At 39.0% G+C, this 26523-nt stretch carries 22 protein-coding genes and 2 pseudogenes; 12 read left to right on the forward strand and 12 right to left on the reverse strand.

Annotated elements, in window-relative coordinates; genetic code table 11:
• Positions 1-124 precede the first annotated feature (124 nt).
• Genes BSO02S_RS21385 through BSO02S_RS21400 form a run of 4 tightly spaced genes read right to left on the reverse strand, consistent with a single transcriptional unit; the run spans position 125 to position 4672 of the window.
• Entirely contained in the window at positions 125-1351 is a 1227-nt protein-coding gene (locus BSO02S_RS21385) for a Zn-dependent hydrolase (protein WP_066072497.1), read from the reverse strand.
• Between the two features lie 17 nt (positions 1352-1368).
• Entirely contained in the window at positions 1369-2847 is a 1479-nt protein-coding gene (locus BSO02S_RS21390) for a sodium:solute symporter family protein (RefSeq protein WP_066072499.1), read from the reverse strand.
• A complete protein-coding gene (locus BSO02S_RS21395; protein WP_066072502.1) occupies positions 2844-3047 on the reverse strand; it encodes a DUF3311 domain-containing protein in 204 nt (67 codons plus the stop codon). The genes BSO02S_RS21390 and BSO02S_RS21395 overlap by 4 nt, the downstream gene beginning before the upstream one ends.
• A 5-nt stretch (positions 3048-3052) precedes the next feature.
• A complete protein-coding gene (locus BSO02S_RS21400) occupies positions 3053-4672 on the reverse strand; it encodes an amidohydrolase (protein ID WP_066072506.1) in 1620 nt (539 codons plus the stop codon).
• Between the two features lie 156 nt (positions 4673-4828).
• Here BSO02S_RS21400 and BSO02S_RS21405 point away from each other — a divergent pair, with 156 nt between their 5' ends.
• The 3 genes from BSO02S_RS21405 (at position 4829) to BSO02S_RS21415 (ending at position 9572) form a co-directional block, all read left to right on the forward strand.
• Positions 4829-6397, forward strand: coding sequence for a PucR family transcriptional regulator (locus BSO02S_RS21405; protein WP_066072508.1), 1569 nt, complete (start codon positions 4829-4831; stop codon positions 6395-6397).
• Between the two features lie 280 nt (positions 6398-6677).
• Positions 6678-8021 carry an aspartate aminotransferase family protein gene (locus BSO02S_RS21410; RefSeq protein WP_066072511.1) on the forward strand — a complete coding sequence of 448 codons (1344 nt, stop codon included), beginning with the start codon at positions 6678-6680 and terminating at the stop codon, positions 8019-8021.
• Positions 8022-8057: 36 nt separating this feature from the next.
• Positions 8058-9572, forward strand: a complete 1515-nt coding sequence (locus BSO02S_RS21415; protein ID WP_066072514.1) for a CoA-acylating methylmalonate-semialdehyde dehydrogenase — start codon at positions 8058-8060, stop codon at positions 9570-9572.
• Between the two features lie 91 nt (positions 9573-9663).
• Here the strand turns inward: BSO02S_RS21415 and BSO02S_RS21420 are convergent, their stop codons facing one another.
• The gene (locus BSO02S_RS21420) at positions 9664-10146 is read right to left on the reverse strand and encodes an alpha/beta hydrolase (RefSeq protein ID WP_268876022.1); all 483 of its coding nucleotides are present in this window, start codon (positions 10144-10146) and stop codon (positions 9664-9666) included.
• A 457-nt stretch (positions 10147-10603) separates the two neighbouring features.
• On the opposite strand from BSO02S_RS21420, the pseudogene BSO02S_RS26615 reads away from it, so the two are divergent.
• From BSO02S_RS26615 to BSO02S_RS21450, 7 genes and pseudogenes are all read left to right on the forward strand, one after another.
• Positions 10604-10717 (forward strand): annotated as a pseudogene (locus BSO02S_RS26615) (DUF1456 family protein); the annotation flags it as partial.
• Positions 10718-10745: 28 nt separating this feature from the next.
• Positions 10746-11453, forward strand: coding sequence for a M48 family metallopeptidase (locus tag BSO02S_RS21425; protein WP_066072517.1), 708 nt, complete (start codon positions 10746-10748; stop codon positions 11451-11453).
• A 332-nt stretch (positions 11454-11785) separates the two neighbouring features.
• Positions 11786-12667 carry a VOC family protein gene (locus tag BSO02S_RS21430; protein WP_066072520.1) on the forward strand — a complete coding sequence of 294 codons (882 nt, stop codon included), beginning with the start codon at positions 11786-11788 and terminating at the stop codon, positions 12665-12667.
• An 88-nt stretch (positions 12668-12755) separates the two neighbouring features.
• Positions 12756-13151 carry a VOC family protein gene (locus BSO02S_RS21435; protein WP_066072523.1) on the forward strand — a complete coding sequence of 132 codons (396 nt, stop codon included), beginning with the start codon at positions 12756-12758 and terminating at the stop codon, positions 13149-13151.
• 25 nt (positions 13152-13176) lie between these two features.
• Positions 13177-13524 carry an MmcQ/YjbR family DNA-binding protein gene (locus BSO02S_RS21440; protein ID WP_235846981.1) on the forward strand — a complete coding sequence of 116 codons (348 nt, stop codon included), beginning with the start codon at positions 13177-13179 and terminating at the stop codon, positions 13522-13524.
• Between the two features lie 388 nt (positions 13525-13912).
• Positions 13913-14302 (forward strand): hypothetical protein, encoded by a 390-nt coding sequence (locus BSO02S_RS21445; RefSeq protein ID WP_066072526.1) that lies wholly within the window; start codon positions 13913-13915, stop codon positions 14300-14302.
• A 266-nt stretch (positions 14303-14568) separates the two neighbouring features.
• A pseudogene (locus tag BSO02S_RS21450) lies at positions 14569-15126 on the forward strand (transposase); the annotation flags it as partial.
• A 163-nt stretch (positions 15127-15289) separates the two neighbouring features.
• Here the strand turns inward: BSO02S_RS21450 and gnd are convergent.
• The 7 genes from gnd to BSO02S_RS21485 form a co-directional block, all read right to left on the reverse strand.
• Entirely contained in the window at positions 15290-16693 is a 1404-nt protein-coding gene (gene gnd, locus BSO02S_RS21455) for a decarboxylating NADP(+)-dependent phosphogluconate dehydrogenase (protein WP_066072529.1), read from the reverse strand.
• A 76-nt stretch (positions 16694-16769) separates the two neighbouring features.
• Entirely contained in the window at positions 16770-18116 is a 1347-nt protein-coding gene (locus BSO02S_RS21460) for a GntP family permease (RefSeq protein WP_066072532.1), read from the reverse strand.
• Between the two features lie 24 nt (positions 18117-18140).
• Complete coding sequence (gntK, locus tag BSO02S_RS21465) at positions 18141-19682, reverse strand: gluconokinase (RefSeq protein ID WP_066072535.1); 1542 nt, start codon at positions 19680-19682, stop codon at positions 18141-18143.
• Positions 19675-20406 (reverse strand): GntR family transcriptional regulator, encoded by a 732-nt coding sequence (locus tag BSO02S_RS21470; RefSeq protein WP_066072538.1) that lies wholly within the window; start codon positions 20404-20406, stop codon positions 19675-19677. Before BSO02S_RS21470 ends, gntK begins: the two co-directional genes overlap by 8 nt.
• A gap of 628 nt (positions 20407-21034) precedes the next feature.
• Positions 21035-22339 (reverse strand): alpha/beta hydrolase family protein, encoded by a 1305-nt coding sequence (locus BSO02S_RS21475; RefSeq protein WP_066072541.1) that lies wholly within the window; start codon positions 22337-22339, stop codon positions 21035-21037.
• 265 nt (positions 22340-22604) lie between these two features.
• Positions 22605-23033 (reverse strand): DUF3021 family protein, encoded by a 429-nt coding sequence (locus BSO02S_RS21480; protein WP_066072544.1) that lies wholly within the window; start codon positions 23031-23033, stop codon positions 22605-22607.
• Between the two features lie 13 nt (positions 23034-23046).
• Positions 23047-23484, reverse strand: coding sequence for a LytTR family DNA-binding domain-containing protein (locus tag BSO02S_RS21485; protein ID WP_066072547.1), 438 nt, complete (start codon positions 23482-23484; stop codon positions 23047-23049).
• Between the two features lie 231 nt (positions 23485-23715).
• On the opposite strand from BSO02S_RS21485, the gene BSO02S_RS21490 reads away from it, so the two are divergent.
• Together BSO02S_RS21490 and BSO02S_RS21495 are read left to right on the forward strand one after the other, a co-directional pair.
• Complete coding sequence (locus BSO02S_RS21490; RefSeq protein WP_066072549.1) at positions 23716-25197, forward strand: WG repeat-containing protein; 1482 nt, start codon at positions 23716-23718, stop codon at positions 25195-25197.
• 237 nt (positions 25198-25434) lie between these two features.
• The gene (locus tag BSO02S_RS21495; protein ID WP_066072552.1) at positions 25435-26478 is read left to right on the forward strand and encodes a beta-carotene 15,15'-monooxygenase; all 1044 of its coding nucleotides are present in this window, start codon (positions 25435-25437) and stop codon (positions 26476-26478) included.
• The last annotated feature ends 45 nt before the right edge of the window (positions 26479-26523 follow it).

Raw genomic sequence — 26523 nt, forward strand, 5'->3', positions numbered from 1 at the left:
GAGTATGAAACCTTTGCGATTTCATACTCGTTTTCGAATGCTAATTCTATTGTTTCTCCACGTTATCTGAACTACTTAATACAAAGGTCATCTTTTTTACTGCCTAGCTTTTTTTTAAAAAACCTTATCTATTAACTTTTTCCCGGCATAATTTTAACACAGTATTAAGCAAAACGTCAGCGCCTTTAGCGCAGTTTTCATATGAAGTGAGTTCATCTTCACGATGGCTGTATCCATTTACACTTGGGACAAAAATCATCGCAGTTGGGATATAAGAGGCGATGAATTGGGCGTCATGTCCAGCGCCGCTGTACATTTGATTTTCTTTATAGCCCAGCTCTTTGCAAGCGGCCCTAACCGTACCAACGACTTCTTCATTAAAGTCAACCGTATCCCGGTCCCAGAGAAGGGTCGTTTTTACCGAACAGCCGTTAGAACTGCGCGGCAATCCTTCCACTATTCGGCTTACTTCCGCAATAACCTCAGGGTCCTGATGTCTCGATTCTAAAGTAAAGGTTACTTCTAAAGGAATAACGGTATGAATATTTGGATAGGCATTGATCCTTCCGATTGTGTAAACAAGATCCGCATCGAGTCGCTGTAATTGTTTTTGCATATCGACAATCATATTGGCAGCCGTGAACATGGGGTCTTTGCGCATGCTAATCGGTGTTGTGCCGGCATGATTAGATTCTCCGTAGACGGAGATTTCGTAGCAAACCATTCCCAGCACACCTGCTACAACGCCGATATCTAAGTTTTTCCGTTCCAGTACAGGTCCTTGTTCAATATGCAGTTCGATATAAGCGCTTGCTTCTTTTAAACGATTTGCGGCGGAGCCCTCGAAATCGCTTTCATTTAAGGCTTGAGCAAATGTAATGCCGTTCTTGTCTGTTGAAGCGAGCATTTTCGTTTTATCAAATTTTCCGGATAACACGCCGGAAGACATAAGGGATGGCTCGAACCGGGCTCCTTCTTCGTTTGTAAAATTGACAATCGTAATTGGGTAGTCTAACTCAATTTTTTCATCTTTTATCGTATAGACCGTCTCTAAAGCCGTTAGGACACCAAGCACTCCATCGAAACGTCCGCCTTTGATGACAGAGTCCAAATGAGAGCCGATAACGATAGGGGGCAAGTCCTTCTTTCCTAGTAATTTTGCATACATGGTTCCCATGTCGTCGTATGTTACGGTCATTCCTATTTCTTCGCATAATGTTTGGAATTTCTTGCGGGCTGCGAAATCTTCAGCAGATAATGAAAGCCTGGTTACTCCGTTGTTTTCTGTTTTGCCAAACAAACTAAATAAATCAATTAATTTTTCAAGCCGGTTCGCATTACATTTTATCACAGGGAGACCTCCTTTAATTATTTGACCAATTCTATCTTAGAGCTTGCTCTTGCTGCCAAGTTGTTCGTTATTAAACTTACAAGCACTCCAATGAAAATATTAACAGCAATGGCTACGAAACCAATGTTAATGTCGTTCAAGGCGCTTGGAATATTTGGGAAGATATCGACTAATTTAAATGAAGTGACAGCATTTATTAATACGATGGATACTCCTGTTACAATCCCGGCAATCGCCCCGTACGTATTCAAGAACTTTGTACCAAAAAATCCGAAAATCAGAGCCGGCACTAATTGTGTGATTAATCCATATGACATGATGTTTAGAATGGCCAATGCATCCCCGCCGATAATGCTGAAAACATAAGCCGTTAAAATAATGAACAAAACAAATAATTTGGATACGGTTAGTTGCTGGCGGTCGCTTGAGTTTGGCTTGATTAACTTGTAAAAGCCTGTCATTAACCCGACTGCTCCGGACATAACCATAACAGATACCGGCACCAACGCTGTAAGCAAGCCTGCCCCGCCAACAATTCCCACAAACCAAGGATCGAAGGTTTTCATTGTGAGTCGCAACAGTGAAAGGTCGCCGGCAGCGCCTTCTAATCCAGGTACTTGAATTATGGCAGCAAATCCAATGAAGAAGGCAAATAAAATTAAAACGGTATACAACGGCAGCGTGATCGCATTTTTCTTTAATGCGCGTTCACTTTTCGCTGATAGGACTATAGTAAACGACTGTGGCAATAGGTAAAAACCAAATGCATTTAAAATGATGGTCGAAATAAACCATGACTGGCTTAAGCCTTCAGATGCAAATGTTAACGCTTCCGGTTTAACTGTTTGAATGGCTTCGAATAAAGGCTTGATGCCGCCAAAATAGTGATAAGGAATATAGATTCCTAAGAATATAATCACAAATAAAATCATGATATCCTTTAATACGGCATTCCAAGCAGATCCATGGATGCCGGAAACCGTCACATAAATCGTCACGATTATGGCACCGATTGTTGAAGCCAGCAATGGTGAAAGGGTTCCATAGGAAGCTTCTGATACGATAATTCCCAATCCTTTTAATTGGATGACGATATAGGGTATGAGCGCGATTAAACCGATGAAAGCTACAACGACACCCAGAGCTTTGCTGTTATAATTTTTCATAAAGTATTCAGGCTGTGAAATGACGTCATGCTTTTTGGCAAACCGCCAAATTTTCGGGACGATCCAATAGGAAAGCACATATGCCAAGCAAATATAGGCCGGAACATAGTAAGCGGCCGCGCCTTTTGAATAGGCCCATCCGCTGCCGCCTAAAAAGGTAAACGTTGTGTAAACTTCGCCGGCAATGAGCAGGAATACGAAAAGTGTGCCGAAGCCTTTATTCCCGACCGCGAATTCATTGACATTCATTTTTTTGCCGCGGGTTGCACGAATTCCTAAGTATAAAGCGACAACGGCAACGAAAAAGATGATGACTAAGGCGCTGTTCATTGCACTTCACTTCCTTTATTTGCAGGATCCAATTTATAGACGATGAACAGAACCACCGATGATAGAATCATCCATAATACAATCCAAAATAGTAAAAAGGGCAATCCTAAAACATACGGTTCAATCCGATTCGCAAGCGGCAGAAGGGCACCCATTCCTATGAAAGGAATAATCAGCAATAATTGCGCATACTTTCTCACTTGCTTCACACTCCAATCCTATCAGCAATTTTTTCAAAAACTATTTCACCATCCAGTATGGTTGTATCAACTTTCACTTCGGTGATTTTTTCAATTGGACAGTTTAATAGAGAAGTATTTACGATCACTAAATCCGCCAATTTCCCCGCTTCAATGCTGCCCTTCATCGTTTCATCGAAGCTTGCGTAGGCCGCGTTATACGTATACATGCGAATGGCATCCATTAGTGACACTGTTTGCTCTTGTCCAAAAGCTGTGTTTTGTCGGGTTAAGCGGGCAACGGCTGTGTAAATGCCCACGAATGGGTTAACGGTTGTGATAGGCGCATCTGAGCCAGCGGCGGTGATGATGCCTTGGTTCAGTAAGTCCCTTGCCGCATACATATAATGGGTTCGCTCGCCATAATTGCGAATATAGCTTTCGCCGAATTCATACGGGAATGATGGATTTAGAATCGGAATGACGTTGAGCGCCCTGGCCTTTTCTTGTAGGTCCGGCGGACATATTCCCAAATGCTCGACACGATGGCGATGGTCATCGCGCGGGTGTTCATGCAATAAACGTTCAATCACGCCTAAATATTGCTCAATCGCCTTATCTCCTTGGGCATGCACGGTAATTTGATAGCCATTTTGATGCGCTTTGGAGAAGATGGAATACAGTTCTTCTTCTGTATACATCAAGTAACCGTAATTGTCGGGGGCGCTTGTGTAAGGCTCGCGGGTAGCAATGGTCGGCCCTGTGCTGCTGCCATCCGTAAATAGCTTTGCAGGCCCAATTTTGAAAAAGTCATTGCCGGTATGGGTCATGACGCCTGAATTTAACATGTTTTTCGTAAAATTTTCGCAATCCCCTAAACTAGCGATCATGGCATAAATCCTGACGTTGATTTGCTTTTTATGTGAAGCTATTTGCATAATTCTAAAGCTGTTTTCGTCAAATCCTCCCGCATCGTGGACACTTGTGATTCCATGTGCAAATAATTGTTGCTGCGCTTTTGTTAGCGCATTAAACAATTCTTCCTCACTATAAGTTGCATATTGATTGAATTGTAAAAAGGCATTCTCGATGAGGCGGCCTGTAAATTTGCCGCTGCTGTCTTTTTCTATCGTTCCGCCTTTAGGATCAGGAGTTGCCGCATCAATATTGGCTAATTTTAAGGCAGCTGAATTCACCACGCCGATATGCCCGCAGGTACGGGTAATGACAATCGGGTGTTCTTCTGTCAGGTGATCAAGCTCCTGGATGGTCGGATATCGTTGTTCCTCTACCATTATTTCATTGAATCCAAATACTCGGATGATTTGTCCGGCATTAGTCTTTTGAACAATGGCGGCTAATTTTTCCAATAACTCTTGAATTGAATTTATAGCGGGTTCTTTACAGTTGAGGTGCATTAATGCATTGCCGTATAAAAAAAGATGCATATGTGCATCAATCAGACCGGGTAAAACAGATCTTCCATGCAAATCAATGACTTTTGTGGTGGAGGAGATGCGCTTTCTGATTTCCTCCGTTGTGCCTACTGCGGCAATCTTGTTGCCCTCTATCAAACATGCTTCAAAGACTTCGTTTCTACTATTCACTGAAATGACTTCGCCGTTTACTAAAGCTGTCTGCTTCATCCGTTCACTCCCTTGTAAAAATTTTTGGAATATATCAAAAATATAACATAGTTATTTAGCCAATCGAAATGAACAGAATGTAAAGTAGTTCTCTGTGCCGTTTTACAATATGTTATATTATTCAGTATAAAGTAATTTTTTAGGGGGTGGGTCAACATGTCTTATTCGCTGACTGTTCAAGATTTATTTGCTAAAAATCATTTTCAAAACGCAGAAATCATCGCTGGTTTAAGCGGGGTATTGAATCCGATCAAATGGGTTCATATACTGGAATCGAAAGATATCACTAGTTTAATAAAGGGCAGCGAATTAATTTTAACAACAGGAATTCAACTCGTTGAGGAAAAGACTTTCTTCCATTTTGTCGAACAACTGATTGAAAAAGAAGCAGCCGGACTATGCATTGAATATGGCGAGCATATTCAATCAGTGCCTGATCATGTAATCAAGTTGGCCAATGACCATCATTTTCCGATTCTTGCGTTTCGCGAAATCGTTCCATATATTGAAATAACACAAGAAATACATAGTATTTTAATTAATCAACAGTATGAAATGATCAAACGGTTGGAGAATTATTCACAAGAAATCAACAAATTAACATTGAAGATCACTCATTATGACCATCTTTTAATGAGACTTTATAAATATTTAAACATGAACGTTACCTTTATCATAAACGGCCAGCAGCCATTGTTTATACCAAATGTAAAACACGATATATATGAGGTCTTAAGGGAAAAATATGAAACAACGGGGAGTTCCAAGCATTTTGCGAAATGTGAGGTTAATATATTAGAAGAACGTTACGGGGAACTATGCATTTTCACAGAGGACCGCACGATCAATGAGTTTGAATTGTTAGTATTGGATCGAACGGTTATTGCCCTGTCACAGTATTTGCTACGCAGCTTATATATCGAAGAGAAACAAAATATGCACTCGCGAATGGTTTTGGAATCTTGGTTAGCCGGAACCGTTGAAGATTCTGTGATTACTTCTTTCTTACAGGAACAGAGCTTTCACCATTTATTAAATTGCTCTTACTTTGTATTGATTGACCAGATCAAGAAATCGAAGAAAGAAAATGATTTAAATTATTACAAACTATACTCCCGAAATGTTTTTGAAAAAAAAGGATTCGTTGTATTTTTATTAGAAGAGAAACAAAGGCTTATTTATGTGATTGCGGATATTTATGGACATGATCTAAAACACCGTATTATCGAGAGCATCGAGACAATCAGGAACTATAGAAAGAATCATCAATATATCAATCTATCTGTCACGACCGCTGTTGGGCAAATTGTGAATCATTATAAATTAGTCCATCAAAGTTACGAAACGGCACAGGATACATTGTTAATCCGAAGTAACGCTGCCCATCTTTCTTATTTTTACGAAGATCTGTATTTACATCAATTAGTTCTTCAAATACAAAAAAATAAAGCCATTATGAATATAGCCAAAAAATATTTAGAGCCTCTCTATGAATACGATGCTAAAAATAATGGGAATTTGATTGTCACATTGCAGGTGTATTTACAATGCAATTGCCAGAAAAACGATGCGGCTGAAAAGCTATTTATTGTTCGTCAAACGTTATATCATCGTTTGTCTAAAATTGAAAGCTTAATAGGAAGTGATTATATGCTTCCGCCTAAGCGTCTTGCGGTTGAGTTAATGTTGCTCGCTACGCAATTTCAATTTCAGCTAACAGATTAGTGAATCCCTCTTGTAAGAGGGGTTTTTTTCGTTTAGGAAATTATATATTTATTGATATGGGATAACCGTTCGGAAATATTTGTGCGTACCAGCGTTTGCTCTTTTTCCTGAATTTATGTGCGGAACCCCCTCGCGCGGACACCAGCTTTTGTTATTCGAAAAATAGTTGTCAATATGTGAAACGGTTCTCCTAAACATTTTACATTGTGTCTGATGATTATCGGTTCATTACACTTCAAAATAGAGATTAAGAAAAACAAATTGTAAAGGAGAGACTCAAATGGAAAATGTTCGAACCGCTGAAAATTTAGTCACGAAAGATGAAAAATATCTTTGGCATGGAATGAAGCCGTATAACCCGCAAGCGACTGCCATTATTCAAAAAGCGAAGGGAGCTTGGCTGACGGATATTGAGGGCAATCGTTATTTAGATGCCATGTCGGGATTATGGTGTGTAAATATTGGTTATGGAAGAGAAGAAGTGGCCAAAGCTGCCTACGACCAACTTCTGGAGAACAACTATACACCATTAACAAGTAGTCATCCTGCGGCGATTTTACTTGCTGAAAAAATCAGTGATTTATTAGGCGGAGATTATGTTGTCTTTTTCTCCAACAGCGGCTCTGAGGCAAATGAAACCGCTTTTAAAATCGTCCGGCAGTATCACCAGCAAAAAGGGCAGGGCAGCCGTTATAAAATTGTCTCTCGGTACCGGGCCTATCACGGGAACTCAATGGGAGCGCTCGCAGCAACAGGGCAAGCCGAGCGGAAGTATAAATACGAACCATTAGCACCGGGTTTTATTCATGTTAAAGCACCGGATCAATACCGTAATAATGAGGATGGATTAAGCGAGCTGCCTTCCGTTAAGGCAGTGGATGAAATTATGACATGGGAACATTCAGAAACCATTGCGGCGATGATTTTGGAGCCAATTATTACCGGGGGCGGGGTTATTATGCCTCAAGATGATTACTTAAAAGGTGTAAAAGAAGTGTGCGAGAAGCATGGCGCATTATTAATCGTAGATGAAGTAATTTGCGGATTCGGACGTACTGGAAAAGCGTTCGGACATCAACATTATGGAGTGCAGCCGGATATTATCACAATGGCAAAGGGACTTACCAGTGCTTACATGCCCCTTTCAGCAACCGCGGTAAAGAGAGAAATTTACGAAGAGTTCACGAAAAGCGGCAATTATGACTTTTTCCGCCATGTCAATACATTTGGAGGCTCTCCAGCGGCATGCGCCGTTGCGTTGAAAAACCTCGAAATTATGGAGCGGGAAAATTTATTTGAACAATCTGCCGAAATGGGCGCAATTTTACTAGAAGAATTAAAAACCAGGATTTCACAACATCCTAACGTTGGCGATATTCGCGGAAAAGGATTGCTTGTTGGAATTGAGCTGGTAGAAGACCGCGATACAAAAAAACCTTTGCCTGTCGAGAAGGTCAACCAAGTGATTGCCAAGTGCAAAGAACAACGACTCATTATTGGAAAAAATGGCGTAACCGTTGCAGGATATAACAATGTATTGACATTATCTCCACCGTTGAATATTACGTTAGAGGAAAAGGATTTTATTGTGGCAACATTAGTGCAAGCGATTGAATCATTATAAAGCTGCGGCTTTGAAAATCGAAGGGAGAATAGGTAGATGACAAATATTACTGAAGTTAAAGAACTTACACATTTTATTGATGGAAAAATGGTTCCCGGTGAAAGCGGCCGTTTTTCAGACGTGTTCAATCCGGCAACAGGCGAAGTCATTGCGAAAGTGCCATTAGCTTCCGCAAACGAAGTGAAAGCTGCCATAAAAAAAGCAGAAGCCGCCTTTCCGAAATGGCGTGATCTGTCTGTAGCGAAGCGGGCTGAAATTGTCATGAATTTCCGCAGTCTGCTTACGAAAAATAAAGATAAAATAATTGAATTAATCTGCGCTGAAAACGGCAAAACCGAAGAAGACGCAATGGGTGAAATTACACGCGCATTAGAATCGGTGGATTTAGCGATTAATGCGCCGCATTTGATGAAGGGTGAATACTCAGTCAATGTAGGCGGACAAATTAATGCTTATTCCGCTAAATATCCACTTGGCGTCGTGGCGGCAATTTCTCCATTTAATTTTCCGATCATGGTGCCATTGGCGCAAACAAGCATGGCAGTGGCAGTTGGAAATGCTGTTATTTTAAAAGCTTCCGAGCGCGTGCCAATGACAGCATTATATATTAGTGAATTATGGAAAGAAGCAGGCCTCCCGGATGGTATTTGGACCATCATCAATGGCGATAAAGAGGCGGTAAATGAACTGCTTGAAAATCCGGCAGTGCAGGCCATTTCGTTCGTAGGGTCTACACCTGTCGCGCATTATATTTATGAAACCGGCGCTAAATATGGCAAACGCGTTGTTGCCTTAGGAGGCGGCAAAAACAATATGGTTGTGATGCCGGATGCTGATTTGGAACAAGTAGCGAATGCTTTCATCAGCGCGGGGTATGGAGCTGCCTCACAACGTTGTATGGCAATTTCTACCTTAATGCCGGTCGGACAAGAAACGGCTGATCGCCTGGTAGAAATTTTAAAAGAAAAGATTGATCGCTTAAAAGTAGGCGCTTATACAGAAGGCGCAGATTATGGCCCGATAATTTCCATGCAGGCAAAAGAAAACATCCTAAAAGCAATTGACCGCAGTGAAGAAGAAGGCGCCACAATTGTTTGTGATGGACGTAATAAAGATGTTACCAAAAATAGCAAAGGATTCTTCTTAGCACCAACTTTGCTTGACCATGTAAAACCAGAAATGCAAATTTTTGAAGAAGAAGTCTTCGGACCTGTTCGGAATGTTGTACGTGTTGATACTTTAGAGGAAGCCATCAAATTAATTAATCAGCAAGAATTGGCAAATGGCGTAACAATTTTTACAAATAATGGGCTGGCAGCCAGGAAGTTTACTACTGAAATTGATGTAGGAATGGTCGGTGTCAATGTTCCGATTCCAATTCCGGTAGGTTACCACAATTTTGCTGGTTTCAAGGGCTCAAGATTTGGCGAAGGACAGATGTTTGGGCCGGATCAGGCGCGGTTCTTTACTAAGACGAAAACGATTTCGGAGCGATGGTTAGCACCTAGTGAAAATAGTGGGTTGTCGTTTGCGTTTCCTAGTGATAAATAATTTTGGCTTTGCTACTGAATTTAAGGGTCAGTCCCCGCTATTTTAATAATGGTGGGGGACTGACCCACTGGCCTTTTTTTATAGATCAAAATCAATACGTCTCTTCCGGGGTGAAATGGCCAATGCCCTTTAATTCATCGTCGAAAAATTTAAGAATTAGATCATTTTCTGTTTCAATACAGTAATATGGATCAATGTACACTTTTCCGCCTTGTATCATATTTGCAAGTATAGGTGAGAAAAGCGGTAAATCGGTCAAGCTTAAATGATTTGCCCCTTGAAAATGAACAGTATATGCCTCTTTGAAGTGTTCATTATTGGGTTTGTTCGCTACATAAGTGGAGTTGCTGTCGAGCTGTCCCCAAACATCGTCCGAAAAAATGTTAAGAAGTGGGGTCTTGAAGTCTTCGTCGCGTGCCACAAAATCATCGATTTCTTTCTTATAAATAAGATCAATAAAGAACGGGGCTTCAATATTTATAACAGCTTTTATTTCATTCCGTTCTCTGCCTAGCCCAACACTTGCTGCGCCGCCCATTGAGTGCCTGAACACGCCAATTGCTCGCTGTACCAGTCCGTTCCTTCCACAGCAAAACCTTCATGTTCAATCCCAATCGAGTGCATATTAAAATACCAATTTCCTGCCACGGAATATTATTTGGACGAACTATTTCTGTGACCTTCCCTTTTGCAGAATCAATAATGTAATGGACACTTACAGAGGAATTCCCTAGAAAGGTATTAATGGCTGACTGTACACTCCCCTCAATATCGTATATTCCAGCTGCTTACAAACAGTTTTCGAGCAGTCCAACGAATTACGGAAATTACGACATTGCCAACCGCCCTCAGGCACAAGAAGAATATCCTGATTGGAAAGATTGCAGGTAGATATAACAGGAATGCTAGGCTAATAGTTTGATTTTCTTTCACCTTGTGATTTCTCAATTAAGCTGTCAATGTGTTACAATCTTAGCTAGTCAAAACGATTAAAGGAATAAACGAATGAGCGTGCCTGTTGCTTCAGGGGACAGGCAGAACTCTGCGCCCTATTAAGAAAAGATGGCCATAAGAATGTTAAAGAGTACGGCGATATATTTGCCAGGAACTTCTTAAAAGGATTAGCAATCAAATACGGGGAATAACAGCATAAATGGATCTACAGGTGATGATATGATACATACCTACTCAGGTACGACAATGCGTTTTGAGATAAAATACAAGAACCGAACCTCCATAGGAATTTCGATAGATACCTATGGAAATGTTGAAGTCCAGGCTCCGAAAGGGACCTCTGATGAAAGAGTGCTTCAGTTATTAGAGGCAAAATGGGATCTTATTCAGCAAAAATTAAATGAAATGAAGGATAGGCTGCAAGGAACACAGGAAAAGGTCTATGAGCATGGTGAAAGCTTTCTTTATTTGGGAAACACCTATCAGATACAGATTTTTCAAGACAAAAATATTGAGCAGGACTATGTAGTGTTTGAGGGAGAGAAGTTACTTATATATTTAAATCTGCTTGAGGATGAGAAGATAAAGCAAGCTTTAAAACGCTTCTATTATCAGCAATGCAAAGCCTTAGTAGAGAAGAGTATCTCCTACTATCAAAGCAATTTCAAAACAAAACCGCGTTCCATTCGTATCTCGGATAGCAAAACTACATGGGGAACCTGTGATTCTAAACTACAGTTAACCTTCAATTGGAGGCTGGCCATGGCACCGCAGGAAGTAATTGACTACGTAGTCGTCCACGAAATGTGTCACATGGTCCATCTGAATCACGACCGCTCCTTCTGGCGCCTTGTTGGAAAGATAATGCCTGATTATAAGGAAAAGGAAAACTGGTTATCCGTATCAAACTGGAAAATGACAGTTTAGCAGTCCACATTGCCAGCACCCCACATATATACTGGGCATGTAGGGTGCTGTGCGTTGCTAGTGAAAAAGGAGTAAAATATCGCCACATTTACCTACTGACCAACATGTAAGAGCAAAAGAGAATGAGACAGGATCCTTCCTCTCTCCCTTTTTTACCCGAATTACTGTATAATTGTCGACCTTTCAATTTAATGATTTCTCTGAACCATTGACTTTAGCCGACAAAATTCAGCAAGAATCGGGGCGTGACAGGCACCGTCTAGGCACCGTCTATTCAATTAGAATAAAGTTAGTTCAATTTGGAAATGAATTTGATAGTGAGGTGATTTTTTGTGGAAAAAATAGTTCCGCATTTATGGTATGACAAAGAAGCTAAAGAAGCTGCATTGTTTTATATTAGTTTGTTTGACAGTTCTAAACTATTAAATGTGACAGTTATTGAAAACACTCCTTCTGGAGATTCAGAATTGATAACCTTTGAATTGGCAGGGCAACAATTCAAAGCAATAAGTGCAGGTCCTTACTTCAAATTTAATCCAACCATTTCCTTGATGATTGCTTGTTACTCTGTAGAAGAAGTAAATACCAAATGGAATGCCTTAATTGACGGCGGGACCGAATTAATGCCGCTCGGTGAATACCCCTTTAGTAAGTGGTATGGCTGGGTTCAGGATCGATTTGGGTTGTCTTGGCAGTTGATGCTCATGGACAAAGATGAAACGGTTCAAAAGATTACGCCAAACTTGCTTTTCTCAAGTGATTCATGTGGGAAAACGGAAGAAGCAGTAAAGTACTACACGGAAATATTTGAAGATTCGGAAATAGAGATAATCAACAGGTATGGAGCAGGAGAAGCCATGTCATCAAAGGCAAAGGTGAATTATGCTGCCTTCAAACTTTGTGGTATTCATTTTTCAGCAATGGATCATGGCTATGACGTAGATTTCAATTTTAATGAAGCATTTTCACTAATTGTTAACTGTAAAAATCAGAATGAGATTGATTACTTCTGGGATAGGCTATCTGCTGTGCCTGAGGCAGAACAATGCGGATGGGTAAAGGATAAATTCGGAGTTTCATGGCAAATTGTTCCGGATAACATTGATGAGGTCTTGTTTAAAGGTTCAAGAGACGAAATCCATAGAGTTACAAAGGCACTCTTTAAGATGAAAAAAATAGATTTAAATGCATTGGAAAATGCTCGTTTTGAATAATGATAAAAGTGGGAAAGATGGTATTAAGTGAATAAGGATTCTGCTTTATTTTAATAAAGATTTCTTGTGAAAAAATAGGAGGAAAATCATGGGGAGATTAGTTCATTTCGAAATTCATGTGACTGACATGGATCGGGCAAAGAAGTTTTACGGAGAGGTATTCGGATGGTCATTTCAGGATTGGAGTGAGTATGCAGGAATGCCTTACTTTGGAGCAGTAACTGGGGATGAGAATGAACTAGGGATCAATGGTGCTTTAATGCAGCGCAAAAGTGCTCCGCCGGAAACAAATCAAGCTTTAAATGCATTTGCTTGTACAATGGGAGTGGAAAACTATGATTCAACGGAAGTTAAAATTATCGAGAATGGCGGCAAGGTAGCAATGCCCAAATACGCCCTCCCTGGTATGGCGTGGCAAGGATACTATATGGATACCGAAGGCAATCTATTCGGAATTCATCAACCCGATGCGAATGCAAAATAGGCTGAAATTACAATGGGAAGATGGCATGCTTGAAAATGTGCGCAAGATCTGTCTTGATCTGCCCGAAGCCGTTGAACATATCGACGGTTTTGGTCACAATACTTTTAAAATCAATGGAAAATCCTTCGTAATATCAGGTGAAAGTGAGAAAGGATTTAACATGTCGTTTAAGTCTGATCGGGAAACGCAGGAATTATTGCTGCAGAAGGAGCACTTTTTCAAACCCCCATATATAGGACAGCATGGATGGGTATCTATTCGTAATTCGCAGGGGGAAGATTGGGATGAATTGACCGATCTCATTCAAGAAGCCTATTTACGTGCGGCACCGAAGCGTTTGGTTAAGAAATGGAGTGAGTTGCATAAAAAGTAAAGAAAGGCAGATAATCTGCCTTTCTTTACTTTTTATGCAAAAATTTTTGGTAGCTTCTCATGGTCGGAGTGTTCACATAATTGTAGAAAACCTTTTGAGAAGGCGAAATATTATGAAATGTAATGTGATATAATTTTACCGGAAGGGAGGTCGAAATAGGTAATAACGACAATAAAAATGATAAATATTATCGAAATTTGGATTCCTTTCTATTAAATCTTAAATCTGCAATCTTCCCCTTTCATTTTCATCATTTTAAACCCACTATCAAGCCATCCTATAATAACTTCCTGTTAAAATGCTGAAGCGAATACATTCATTTAATAACTAGAATAAATGATGGGATTGTTGCTGGTTAAATCGAAGTTATTAAAAAAGGAGTGGTATTATGAATGCCGTGCTCAGTAGTATTGCTAAAGGCATCACCGTTTGTTATTCAGAGGTTTTCCCCGACCAAAGCGACGATTTTTTTCACTTAGCTTATATTGGAAAGTTATTTTTAATTGCTGACTCATACTGTATGAATCCAGATTGTAAATGCCAAGAGGCAGTTCTTAAATTTGTCCAAGTTTATCCGAGAGAAGGGAAAAAAGCTGATAGTTTTATAATTAGGTATAAACTTAACGGCAGGGGATATACAATACTGGAACGCAACGGATTCACTAAACGTGAAATACAGGCCATCGTTATGCATTTTACCCCTGATGACACAATCCTAAAACTTTTAAATGAGCGATACGAGGAAATGAAGGAAAAAGCAAAAGAAATTCTAAGTTGAGTGCTTTCTAAGCATTAGTATGGAAAAGTTGCGTGTTTTTCAATTTACCGGCACCCCATGTACTGCCATATACACTTTGCACATGTGGAGTGTATATGGCAGATGATTTTAAAAAATGATTGGATAAAAGGTCCCCCGCCGCTTTATCGCAACGGGGGACTGGCCCCAAGTTTGAAGCGTTTGGTTAAGAAATGGAATGAGTTGCATAAAAAATAAAGAAAGGCGAAAGGAATTGAAAGATGTACCGGAGTATAGGAGACTCAGAGAAACCTGCTGCTGTTGCTGCCGACGCTGGATACAAAACACCTGCTATTGCTCAATACTTAATTGAAAATGAGATTCGTCCTGCTTTACCTTATACACGCCCTCGTACCAAAGAAGGTTATTTGAAAAAGAATGATTTTGTTTACGATGAGCACTATGATTACTACCTTTGTCCGGGAGGACAGGAGTTGAAATATAGCACGACAACGAAGGAAGGATACAGGCAGTATCTTTCGAATCCAGTTCAGTGTAAAGAATGCACGTTTTTATCCCAATGTACGCAAAGTAAAAACCTTCAAAAGCTAATTCAAAGACATGTTTGGGAAGAGTATCTTGAGGAAGCTGAACACCTTCGGCATACAAACGAAAATAAAATAATCTATGCACGACGCAAAGAAACGATTGAAGGTGTATTTACAGACGCGAAAGAGAAGCATGGGATGCGATGGACAACTTTAAGGGGACTTAAAAAATTGTCTATGCAGGCGATGCTTACTTTTGTTGCCATGAATTTAAAGAAGATGGCAAACTGGACTTGGGTTAATCCAACAATGGCATAAAAAACGACCCCGGAGGGGTCTGTACAAAGAAAAATTGATCAAAAAATACTTAAGAATGACAAAAGGCACAACTAGTTGTGCCTTTTATCTATTTTATGAGTAAGGTCTAATCGCAAAATTTTTGATTGCCCGAGAAGAATGAAGTCGCGGCCCCTGGCACCTATTACAGCCAGTTTGTGTGAAAGACTCCTGCTATATCACGCCGTTCATAGGTATGAGCACCAAAATAATCACGCTGTGCTTGCAAAAGGTTAGCATTTGAGATGCTTGTTCGATAACTATCGTAATAAGTGAGTGAAGCACTTAGACATGGGAATGAGATACCAGAATTTATTCCTTCAGAGACAACTTTTCGTAATCCTATCTGGTAATCTGTAACCTTTTCTGCGAAATATGGGGAGATTAACAAATTCGTAAGATCTGGCTGCTCTTGGTAGGATTCGCTAATAACGTTTAAGAATTCTGCACGAATGATACACCCGCCTCGGAAAATCAACGCAATATCTTTTAAGGGCAAATCCCAGCCAAAAAGTTCGGAAGTCATTTTATATTGTGTAAATCCTTGGGCGTAGGCACAAACTTTTCCCATATATAAGGCTTGTCTAATGTAATCAATCCACTCATTTTTATCCAATGTTTGCTGAACGTTTTTAGGGCCTGTCAGGATCGTATTTGCTTGAACCCGTTCCTCTTTTAAAGCTGAAATGTAACGGGCAAATAATGACTCAGTAATAATCGAGGCCGGGATGCCGTTATCAATGGCTTGGATACTGGTCCATTTACCTGTTCCTTTTTGTCCGGCTTTATCCAAAATGACATCAATCAGCGGCAACCCTGTTACTTCGTCCTTTTTTCGTAAAATTTCTGCCGTGATTTCGATTAAATAACTCTTCAGTTCACCTTGATTCCATGTTTCAAAGATGTCGGCCATTTCTTCAACAGGAATTTGTAATTTTTCTCTTAAAAATGTATAGGCTTCGGCAATTAATTGCATATCTGCATACTCAATCCCGTTATGTACCATTTTTACAAAATGCCCGGCTCCTTTTGGAACGATATAGGTGCAGCAAGGGTCACCGTTTACTTGAGCAGCGATTTTTGTCAGAATGGAGGCTGTTTTTTCATAAACGTCTTGATCTCCTCCTGGCATGATGGAGGGTCCCTTTAACGCCCCGACTTCACCGCCCGAAATACCAATTCCTAAATAACCGATTCTTTTAGATTTCAACGCATCATATCTGCGTTCCGTATCTTCGTAATGTGAGTTGCCGCCGTCCATGATGATATCACCTAACTCTAGATGGGGGGTTAAAGCTTGGATCACCGAGTCGATTGGTTTACCTGCTGTCACCATTAGAAAAATCTTTCTTGGGGTTTCCAAGGATTGAACAAAATCTTGGACTTCATAATATGGATAGATGGATTGCCCTTCCAATTTTACAACAAGCTGATCGGTTAAATCTCTAGTGTAATTATATACAGCAACTCGCTCCCCTTTGCCGGCCATATTTAGAGCGATATTACGGCCCATAACTCCTAAACCAATAACACCAATAGTATTCAACATTTTCCTCTGCTCCTTTATATCAGATTAATAGGCAGTAAAACCCTCACTTAAGCGGGGTTTTACTGCCTGGAAAGGTTTATACAAATAAGCTTAATAATAAAATGAATCCTAATCCGGCTACTGAAACGATCGTCTCAAGTAATGTCCATGTAGCAAATGTTTCTTTCATGCTTAATCCAAAATACTCTTTAAACATCCAGAAACCAGCATCGTTAACGTGGGAGGCAACGACACTGCCTGCACCTGTTGCAAGAACTACAAGAGCAAGGTTCACGTCAGTTTGACCTAACATTGGAATAACTAAACCAGCAGTCGTAAGAGCGGCAACGGTCGCAGACCCTAAAGCAAGTCGTAAGATCGCAGCGATGATCCAGGCAAGTAAGATTGGTGATAAGGTAGTTCCTTTGAATAATTCTGCAACATAGTCACCAACACCGCCATTAATCAATACTTGTTTGAAGGCACCGCCGCCCCCAATGATTAAGAGCATCATTCCAATATGCAGAGCCGCTGTTGTACAAGAATCCATAATATCTTTCATTGGTATTTTTCTTGCTATTCCCATTGTATAAACAGCAACTAATAAAGAAATCAGCATGGCAGTTCCAGCTTCACCAATAAAACGGATCGCAGCTAGAATATTAGTATCTTCAAATCCCATTGTTTTTTGAAGAAGAGTAACAATTGTAGCAATTGACATTAAAATAACAGGTAGTAAAGCGGTAAATACACTGATTCCAAATCCTGGTGTGTATTCTAACTTAAATACTTTTTGTTTGCCTAAAGAAGCAATATCACCAGATTTCGTAAATGAGTCCGGTACCAATTTCTTAGCAAGCTTTGTAAACACTGGTCCTGCTAAGATGACCGTAGGGACAGCAACTATGAAACCGTAAAGTAATACTTCCCCAATGTTAGCGCCATATTCACCCGCAATAACAGTTGGTCCTGGGTGTGGCGGTAAGAAACCGTGGGTCACCGACAAAGCGGCTACCATTGGAATTCCCAAATAAAGAATGGAGACCTTTAATTGTCTAGAAATCGCAAAGACGATTGGAATTAATAATACTAATCCTACTTCAAAAAATAACGCGACACCAATGATGAATGAGGCAGAAACAACAGCCCATTGAATATTTTTTTCTCCAAATTTGTCCACGAGGGTCATGGCAATTCGCTGCGCGCCCCCTGAGTCAGCAATCAACTTACCTAACATCGCTCCAAGACCAAAGATCAAAGCTAAGTGCCCAAGTGTTCCGCCTAATCCTGCTTCAATGGTTTTGACAACTTCCTCTAATGGCATTCCAAGTGCTAAAGCAACACCAAACGATACAATGATTAATGAAAGAAAGGTGTTTAATTTTAAGCCCATTATTAAAATTAATAATGCTACAATTCCAATGGCTACAATAACTAATGGCATTTTAATATCCTCCCGGTATTGAACTTAGTTGTGTTTGATTAGACTTCTTTGATAATTGGCAATCCGTAAATAATCCTCTTCTAATACTCTTGATAAGTGGATAAATATCGGCAGTAATTGCCTGTATTCCTTTGTTGATTCTTCTTTCGGTGTGTGTTTATAGGTACTGCCCACCATTTCGGAAACGATTTCAAAAGAATCGATTTTTCCTGTGGCATAAAGACCTAGAATACAAGCGCCCAGGCACGAACTTTCGTAGCTTTCTGGTACAACGACTTCAGATGAGAAGATATCGGACATCATTTGCCGCCAAACCGCTGACCTCGCGAAGCCTCCCGTTGCCTGAATTCGTGTTACAGGACCATCCATGCATTCGGTGAGGGCTAAAAATACAGTGTATAGATTATAAATAACACCTTCTAAGGCTGCACGAATCATATGTTCTTTTTTATGTGACATGGTTAGACCGAAGAATGATCCGCGCACATCTGGATTCCATAATGGGGCGCGTTCACCTGCAAGATATGGATGGAATAGCAATCCATCAGCACCGGGTCTAACACGTTCAGCAATCTTGGTTAATACATCATAAGGGTCAATTCCTAGTCTTTTTGCTGTTTCTACTTCTGATGAGGCAAGCTCATCTTTTATCCAGCGAAGGACCATTCCGCCATTGTTTACCGGCCCGCCAATGACCCAATGATTTTCCGTTAAGGCATAACAGAAAGTTCTTCCTTTCTCATCCGCTTTTGGCTCGTTAATGATGGTTCGGATGGCACCGCTTGTCCCAATTGTCACAGCGATTTCGCCTTTTCTAATTGCATTTACTCCAAGGTTGGAAAGCACTCCGTCACTGGCACCAATCACAAATGGGGTTTGTGGATCGATGCCAATCTGTTTGGCCAGGTCGGGATGACAGTTGGTGAATATCTTCGTTGTTGGTACAAGCTCAGATAAATGAGTGCGTTTGATCCCAGCAATGTTTAAAGCTTCTTCATCCCAATCCAGTTTTTTGAGATTCATCATGCCCATACATGAAGCAAGGGAATGGTCGACCACATATTGATTAAAGAATCTTTTAAAGATAAATTCTTTAATTCCGATATATTTATTTGCTTTGACAGCGGTTTCAGGACGCTCATTCACAATCCAAGCAATTTTACTTAATGGTGACATGGGATGAATGGGGGTTCCTGTTCGTTTGTAGACTTCATGTCCATTCCATTCATTTTTTATTTTATGTGCCCATGCTTCACTTCGATTGTCTGCCCAAGTGATACAAGGCGTAAGCGGCTGGTCATTTTCGTCCATGGCAATGACACTGTGCATCGCACTACTAAATGAAATAAATGATAGATTTTTTTCAGAGTGCTGTTGCGTTATATTTGTAATGGCTTTCAAAACAGCTTGAAAAATCTCTTCCGGATCTTGTTCAGCTGTAGAGATATCCGGCGTAAAAAGCGGATATCCGATATTTTCTGTTTGAATGACTTCGCCCTTTTCCGTATATAAAACGGCTTTTGTACTTGTTGTGCCGATGTCGACTCCTAACATATAGTTAGTCATTTTGTGGTTCGACTCCTTTTGTAAGCAACTGTTGCGACCTCCACAAGTCTTCAACTTTCTCTTGGACATCATCAAAGTTCTGATGTAACGATTTAACCATAAGGTCTCTATCCTTTGTTTCAATTGCATCAATATAAATTTGATGATTATCAATGATCCGTTTAAAGTCTTCAAACTTTTCTAAAAAACGACTGCGCATAGATAGAAGAATCAAGCTTTCCATCACAGGTTTTAAATTATCCCAAATCATCAGGATGTAAGAATGATTGATGGACCGTATAATCGTTTCATGGAAAAGGACATCCTGATAGGAAAACTCATCAGCATCTTGATATTTTATGGCGATTTTCATCATTTCCAGTGTTTTGTTAAGTTCCATTACTAATTCATTCGTGTTCTTCCTCACAAGCCGTTCAAATACAAACGTTTCGATCAGGATCCGTACATCATAAATTTCTGCGTATTCTTTCTCTGTTAAACCAACAACAACGGCACCCATTCTTTCTAATCGAATGATATTTTCAGATGCTAGAATTTTTAATGCTTCGCGAATAGGTGATCGACTCACAGCAAATTCTGCAGCTAATTTATTTTCCGATAGAACGGTACCGCTTTCAATCATTCCCGCAATAATTCGCATTCTGAGCTCATAGGCTACGCGGTCTCCAGCTGAAGCTTTAGAAAGCCATTTTTCGGGATATAGAAGCTCCTTTAATTCAGTCATAAAATCACCTTCTATCATAGTTCAAGTATACTTGTATACAAGTATTATAATAGAAATTGTTATTAATGCAAGCGCATTATTTAAATTTGATCGTTAATTCTTCTTCCATCCTTTTATTAATAATAAAAGAAGTGGAAAGAAAAGTAATGATGAAGGCTCTCATTCATTGACTGTTCTATGATTCTATAATCATAGAGAATAAATAAGTGAAAGGGGTAGAAAGGAAATCAAGGAATATCCGGAGCTTTTGGAGTTTTACTTGAATGGTAGTTTCTTCGAGTGATTGGGTTGTTGGGGGTGGATTCGCATCGCAATTGCGAGAAATCCTGTTTTTTTTGGATTAATCGCGGTGGAACCTTATCATAAATAGGAGCGGTTTTTTTAAAAAATTGAATACTCAAATCAAAAGCCATGATAAAGGACAATTTGTTACCTAATATTTCAAGGAAATGGAACTGCTGTATCAATGCAAGCAAGGGAAACCGGAAAAAACAACTAACAAGTCGTTCGAGCCATATCGATGACTGTGCTGTTTATAATATAAATAGTAATTATCTAGGTAAAATAGAAAAGGCTGAATTATATACAGTTTATATATGTATAGTTCAGCCTTTAATTGAATTTTTATTTAATAAGTTTCTTTGGAAGTGAAATGACCAATGCCCTTTAATTTATCGTCAAAAAATTTAAGAATTAGTTCATTTTCAGTTTCAATACAGTAATATTGATCAATGCCGGCTTTTCCGCCTTGCAGCATATTTGCAAGTATAGGGGAGAAAAGCGGTAAATCGGTCAAACTTAAATGTTTTGCCCCTTGAAAATGAACAGTAGATGCTCCTTTGAAGTGTTCATTATTGAGTTTGTTCGCTACATAAATGGAGTTGCTGTCGAGCTGTCCCCAAACATCGTCGGAATAAATGTTAAGAAGCGGGGTCTTGAAGTCTTCGTCGCTTGCCACAAAATCATCGATTTCTTTCTTATAAACCAAATCACTAAAGAACGGGGCGTCAATATTTACAACAGCTTCTATATCTTTACGTTCTCTGCCTAGCCAAACACTTGCTGCGCCACCCATTGAATGCCCGAACACGCCAATTTTCTCTGTATTGATATGTTGATAAATAGGATTATTGTCATTTTTGGCTTTTTCAAGTATCGTATCAATGACAAAATTCATATCGTCTGTTCGCAATTTCATCCATTTTTGAATGAGTCCATCGAGCTCTTCCTTCGTGTAAATGCCATCTTTATTGGAATCGTTGACTTCATTGTTATAATCTGGATTGATCAAGACATTCGTTCCATCCTCTGAACGAGTATAAAAGGAGTGATAGGGATGATCAATTGAAACGACTACATAACCGTGGCTTGCGAGCTCAGTATAGGTAGAGGTATTGCTTGCCTTAATACCGTATGCTCCATGGGAGAACACCAATAGAGGGTATTTTTCATCTGCCTTTTTGGGATACCAAAATTCCACATTCACAAATCTGTTGTTACCCTTGTCGGTAAAATCCTCAATCCGGTTTTTGTCCACATATGTGTAAGCAGCGGTTGCGACTTCATAGTCACCTGTCACTTTTGGTGATTTATGCTGCGGAAAAACAATTGCAGGTGCAAGTACAAATACCGAGGCAATTATCATCATAATGGATTTCCACACAATAGAAGAAGTTTTGTATTTTTTTGTATTTGTTTTGTTACGGATAAGCGAAACCGCTGCAGTTACTGCTAGGATGAAAAGCAGTATGGCAAGCATTACCCAGCGGAAACTCCATTCAATCACCGATGAAAGTGTGAGCATGACAAATGCTATAAATATAGCAATCCTAACCCAATTCTTTAGTTTTTTATGGTTTTGCTTCGTTACTACACAGTAGATTGCAAAGGCAATCTCAGAAGTTAAAGCGATCAATAATAGCAAATTTCCCATCGTAATTACCCCTTCTTTTTTGAAAAATTTCTTATGAGCTCATCATAAAAAAATACTAAAAGGAAGTATATAGAAAAACGGTAAGTTGCTTCCACAAGCAAATAAGATGTAAAGAAAACTCGCCGATTGGCGAGCCGTAAGGCGAAGACAGAGGCGTAGTTGCACTTATGCCTGATGGGAAAGTTATACTTTCCTATCGGCCAAAAAAAGCGGTAAGCTTTAAGCTTACCGCATAATAATCTGTTGCAGACAGCTGCTGCTGTTTTTATTGACTACTCTTAAATACCTTTAGTTTTTCGTTGATTTGTTGGGCTTCTTTTTTATCTTTTTTCCATGACAGCAGACGAACTAGGGTATAGATCACAGCAATTTGCAGTGCCAAAATGATTCCATCTAACGCACTAGTCACAATACCAAAAACGCTGGCAAGGGCAATCAATACGATCTCCAAAGTCAAAAAATGAATGGTAATTCTTAACCGCATTTTCTTCTCACTTAGATCATTAGGAGAATACAAAATAAATCCCATGAATGCACTTATAAATGAAAAAGCCATAATGATATAAATCGACTTCAAATCAAAGGCTAGATGGGGATAATATATTTGTCGCAAAATAGTCATAATAATGATGATGGCTGCGAAGATGATCAAGAAATCCTTGATTATCTTTTGAACAAATTTAGACATGTTCATATTTATTCCACCTTTACAATCCAAGCCTATTTTTAAGGACAGGCACATACTGCCTTGAAACCACAGCTCGTTCCCCGTTTTCAAGCACCGCTTCGAATCGGCCGCTTATGGACGGATAAATAGATGAAATTTTAACTATGTTCAAAATAGTTGATTTGGATGCACGAAAACAGTTCTTTTCTTTGCATAATTCCTCTAACTCATAAAGCTTTTGTTTTACCTCAAAAACGTTGTCCTTGCAGTAAATAAAAACCTTTCCATCTACTGCCTCGAAATAATAGATATCACTAAGCTTGATACGGTGAACTCTATCCTTTTGATATCCGAGTACAATGAGGTTTTGAGTTTCTAGCTTGTTTACAATCTCGTATATTTCGTCATCTACCTCATGACACCTAATGAGGATTTCTTCTGCCAGTTCTTTGTTTATTTCTTCAATTGAAATTTTCATCTTATCACCCACGAAAATTCAAATTATTTTAGGTACTACGGATTCTGTTTTTTCATTGTTATTCAGACCACTTCATTATAACACTTCAAATAAAATCCTTTATTACATTTTATCAGATTATTGAGATTGCTAAAGGTATCACGGTTGTTATTCAGAGATTTTTTAATAAATTTTCCAGATTATGCTATAATCGAGAAATGGAAAAACCACACCGAAAAAGGAGGAACATTTATGGGAAAAGCTTTAAAGTTTGGAATTAGTTTTTTACTAGTTTTTATTCTTTTTTTATCTTCAATACAAACCACTTCATTAGCTGCAGGTAAAAAAATCATTCTAGGAAAAGAGTTCTCCTATGGTCTAGTGACCATTAAGGAGAATAATAAATATGGGCTAATGGATCAGAAAGGTAAAACTGTTATTAAACCAAAATATGAAATCATTTTTCCTATATCAAAAGATATATTCTTTTTTCGAAAGAATGGGAAGGCGGGTTTAATTAGTAAAAAAGAAAAGGTAATTATTAAACCTAAATATGATGATATCAGTAAAGATGATGAGAATAAAAATATTCTTTATATTAAAAAGGGACAAAAAGTTGGATTGGTCAGTCTGAATGGAAAAGTGATTGTGCCGCCAACCTTTGATGAAATTAACTATTTCCATGGGGGCCTGTCCATTACTAGAATGAATGATAAATATGGTCTGATCAACCGGAAAGGAAAAGTCGTTCTGGAGCCAACTTATGCAGAAATTGCAGAGTCTACCGACGGAGTTTTTATCATCAAACAAAACGAGAAGTATGGAGCCATTAGTAAAAATGGAAAGCTCATTGTTAAACCAATCTATGATTGGATAAGTCCATTTCACAATGGGTTTGCTCGAATAATGGTAAACAATCAATATGGTTTTATTAACACAACCGGAAAATTCATTATAGAACCTTCCTATGATTATATTAGTAATTTTGAAAGTGGTTTAGCGTTAATGAAACAAGGTGAGAAATATGGATTCATAAATACTTTAGGAAAAATTGTGATAGAACCCCAGTTTGATATTGATGAAGATGATTATGATTATTACGATGCTGACTACCCTTCCTTCAAAGAAGTTCTAGTGCCGGTCAAAAAGAACGGAAAGTATGGTGTCATTGATAAAAAAGGAAGGACCGTGATCCCATTTCAATATAATTGGATTAGTCCTTTCAAAAAGGGTTTTGCAGTCGTTATTGAAGGCAATAAATATGGCCTTGTGAATATTAAGGGAAAAATGATTGTAAAGCCAAAATATAAATATGTAAAAATCGCTTCTACTAACGATATCCTTTTTAAAGATAATAAAAAGTGGGGGATCATCAATAAGGAGGGGAAAATCACGATTAAACCGAAATATGATGGGATTTTTCCTATGGGGCGTAAAGGTCTCTTTGGAGTTGAGAGTAAAGATAAATATGGGATGATCGACTCAAAAGGGAAAGTAGTGGTAAACCCTAAGTATTACCACGTGGGTACATTTGAAAACAGCCTAGCTCTAATTGAATCTTATCAAAACGGCGGATATAAATCAGGGTTTATTAATGATAGCGGAAAAGTGGTAATCAACCCTCAATATAGTATGGCAATCAATACCGGGGGTCTAGTCTATGTCCGAAAGAATGGAAAAGCTGGATTTCTCGATAAAAAAGGAAAGATAGTCATTAAGCTGCAATATTCGTAAAATCAAATAGTTTTGGTTGAAGTTTCAGTAGTAGACCTTCACTTAAATTTCAATATATAAAATTTAACGAAAAATGAGCTTGCGTAGATTTTGTGCAAGCTCATTTTTCGTTAAAAAGGTTAATCATTCTCATGTTGTTTGCTGCGGGCCTCTCCGCATTTTTAATATGTGTAATCAAAAAAAAGGGTAAATAGGGAAAAAGTGGTATAATGAAGAAAAAGGTAAAGGGTGGCTTTAATGATTTTAAAAAGGACTCAAAACCATTATTTTTTACTGATTTTACTTTTGTTTGTACTTGCTGCTAATTATTCTTTGTACCATACGACATTTGGAATTCAGATATTGCCTGAAAAAACGAATATAATTGTTATTGCTTCCATGATTGATTTAGCATTGATTTCCCCCATTTTATTTATGGCATGGAAACGTAAATTGAACTGGAAAAACCTAATAATTGGGATTGCTGGGGGTCTAATTTTAGTGCGTTTCCTTATTCCGATGGAGTATCTAGCTCCATTTGAAGCAGTAACCTGGATTGGGTTTGCTGTTGAAGGGGTATTATTCTTAGTAGAAGTTTTAATTATTGTGACATTAGTAAAATATTTACCGAAAATTGTACGTTCCGTTAAAAATAGCTCACAGCCGGTTATTTTTTCCTTTCCCAATACCGTGGATAAGGAAATCAGGCCAATTACGATTATTCGGATTATTTGTTCAGAGATGCTCATGTTTTATTATGCTTTCGCTGCGTGGAGAAAGAAACCACAGTCAGGAGAAAATGTATTTACCCTTCATCAAAAATCAAGTTTGATTGCGATGCAAGTGATGCTGATTCACGCTGTCATCCTCGAAACGGTCGGATTACATTGGTTCTTTCATGAAAAGTCTGTTATTCTATCAGTTATTTTGCTCATTATAAATGTTTACACGGTCATTTTCTTTGTAGGTGATATCCAAACAGTCCGCCACAATCCGCTGCAGGTCACTGAGGAAAAGATGTATCTGTCCATCGGGTTAATGAAACGAATGGAAATTACCTGGTCCGATATCGAAGAAATAATCGATGAACCTCAACAATTAAAACAAAAGCTCTCTAAAAATACGATTCAATTCATGGCGCGTGATTTTGAAGAAATCCAACCTACTGTGATATTGAAATTAAAGCGGCCGATTCAGGCAATACTTATAATGGGAATGAAAAAAGAATATAACCAAGTAGCAATTCGGGTCGATGAACCAGTCAGATTTAAAGAAGTCTTAAAGGAAAAAATAAATAGATAGGTGGGAATTTCGACAAAATTTTACATACTTCGGGGCGTGACAGGC

Source organism: Neobacillus soli NBRC 102451 (assembly GCF_001591665.1).
Lineage (GTDB): Bacteria > Bacillota > Bacilli > Bacillales > Cytobacillaceae > Neobacillus > Neobacillus soli.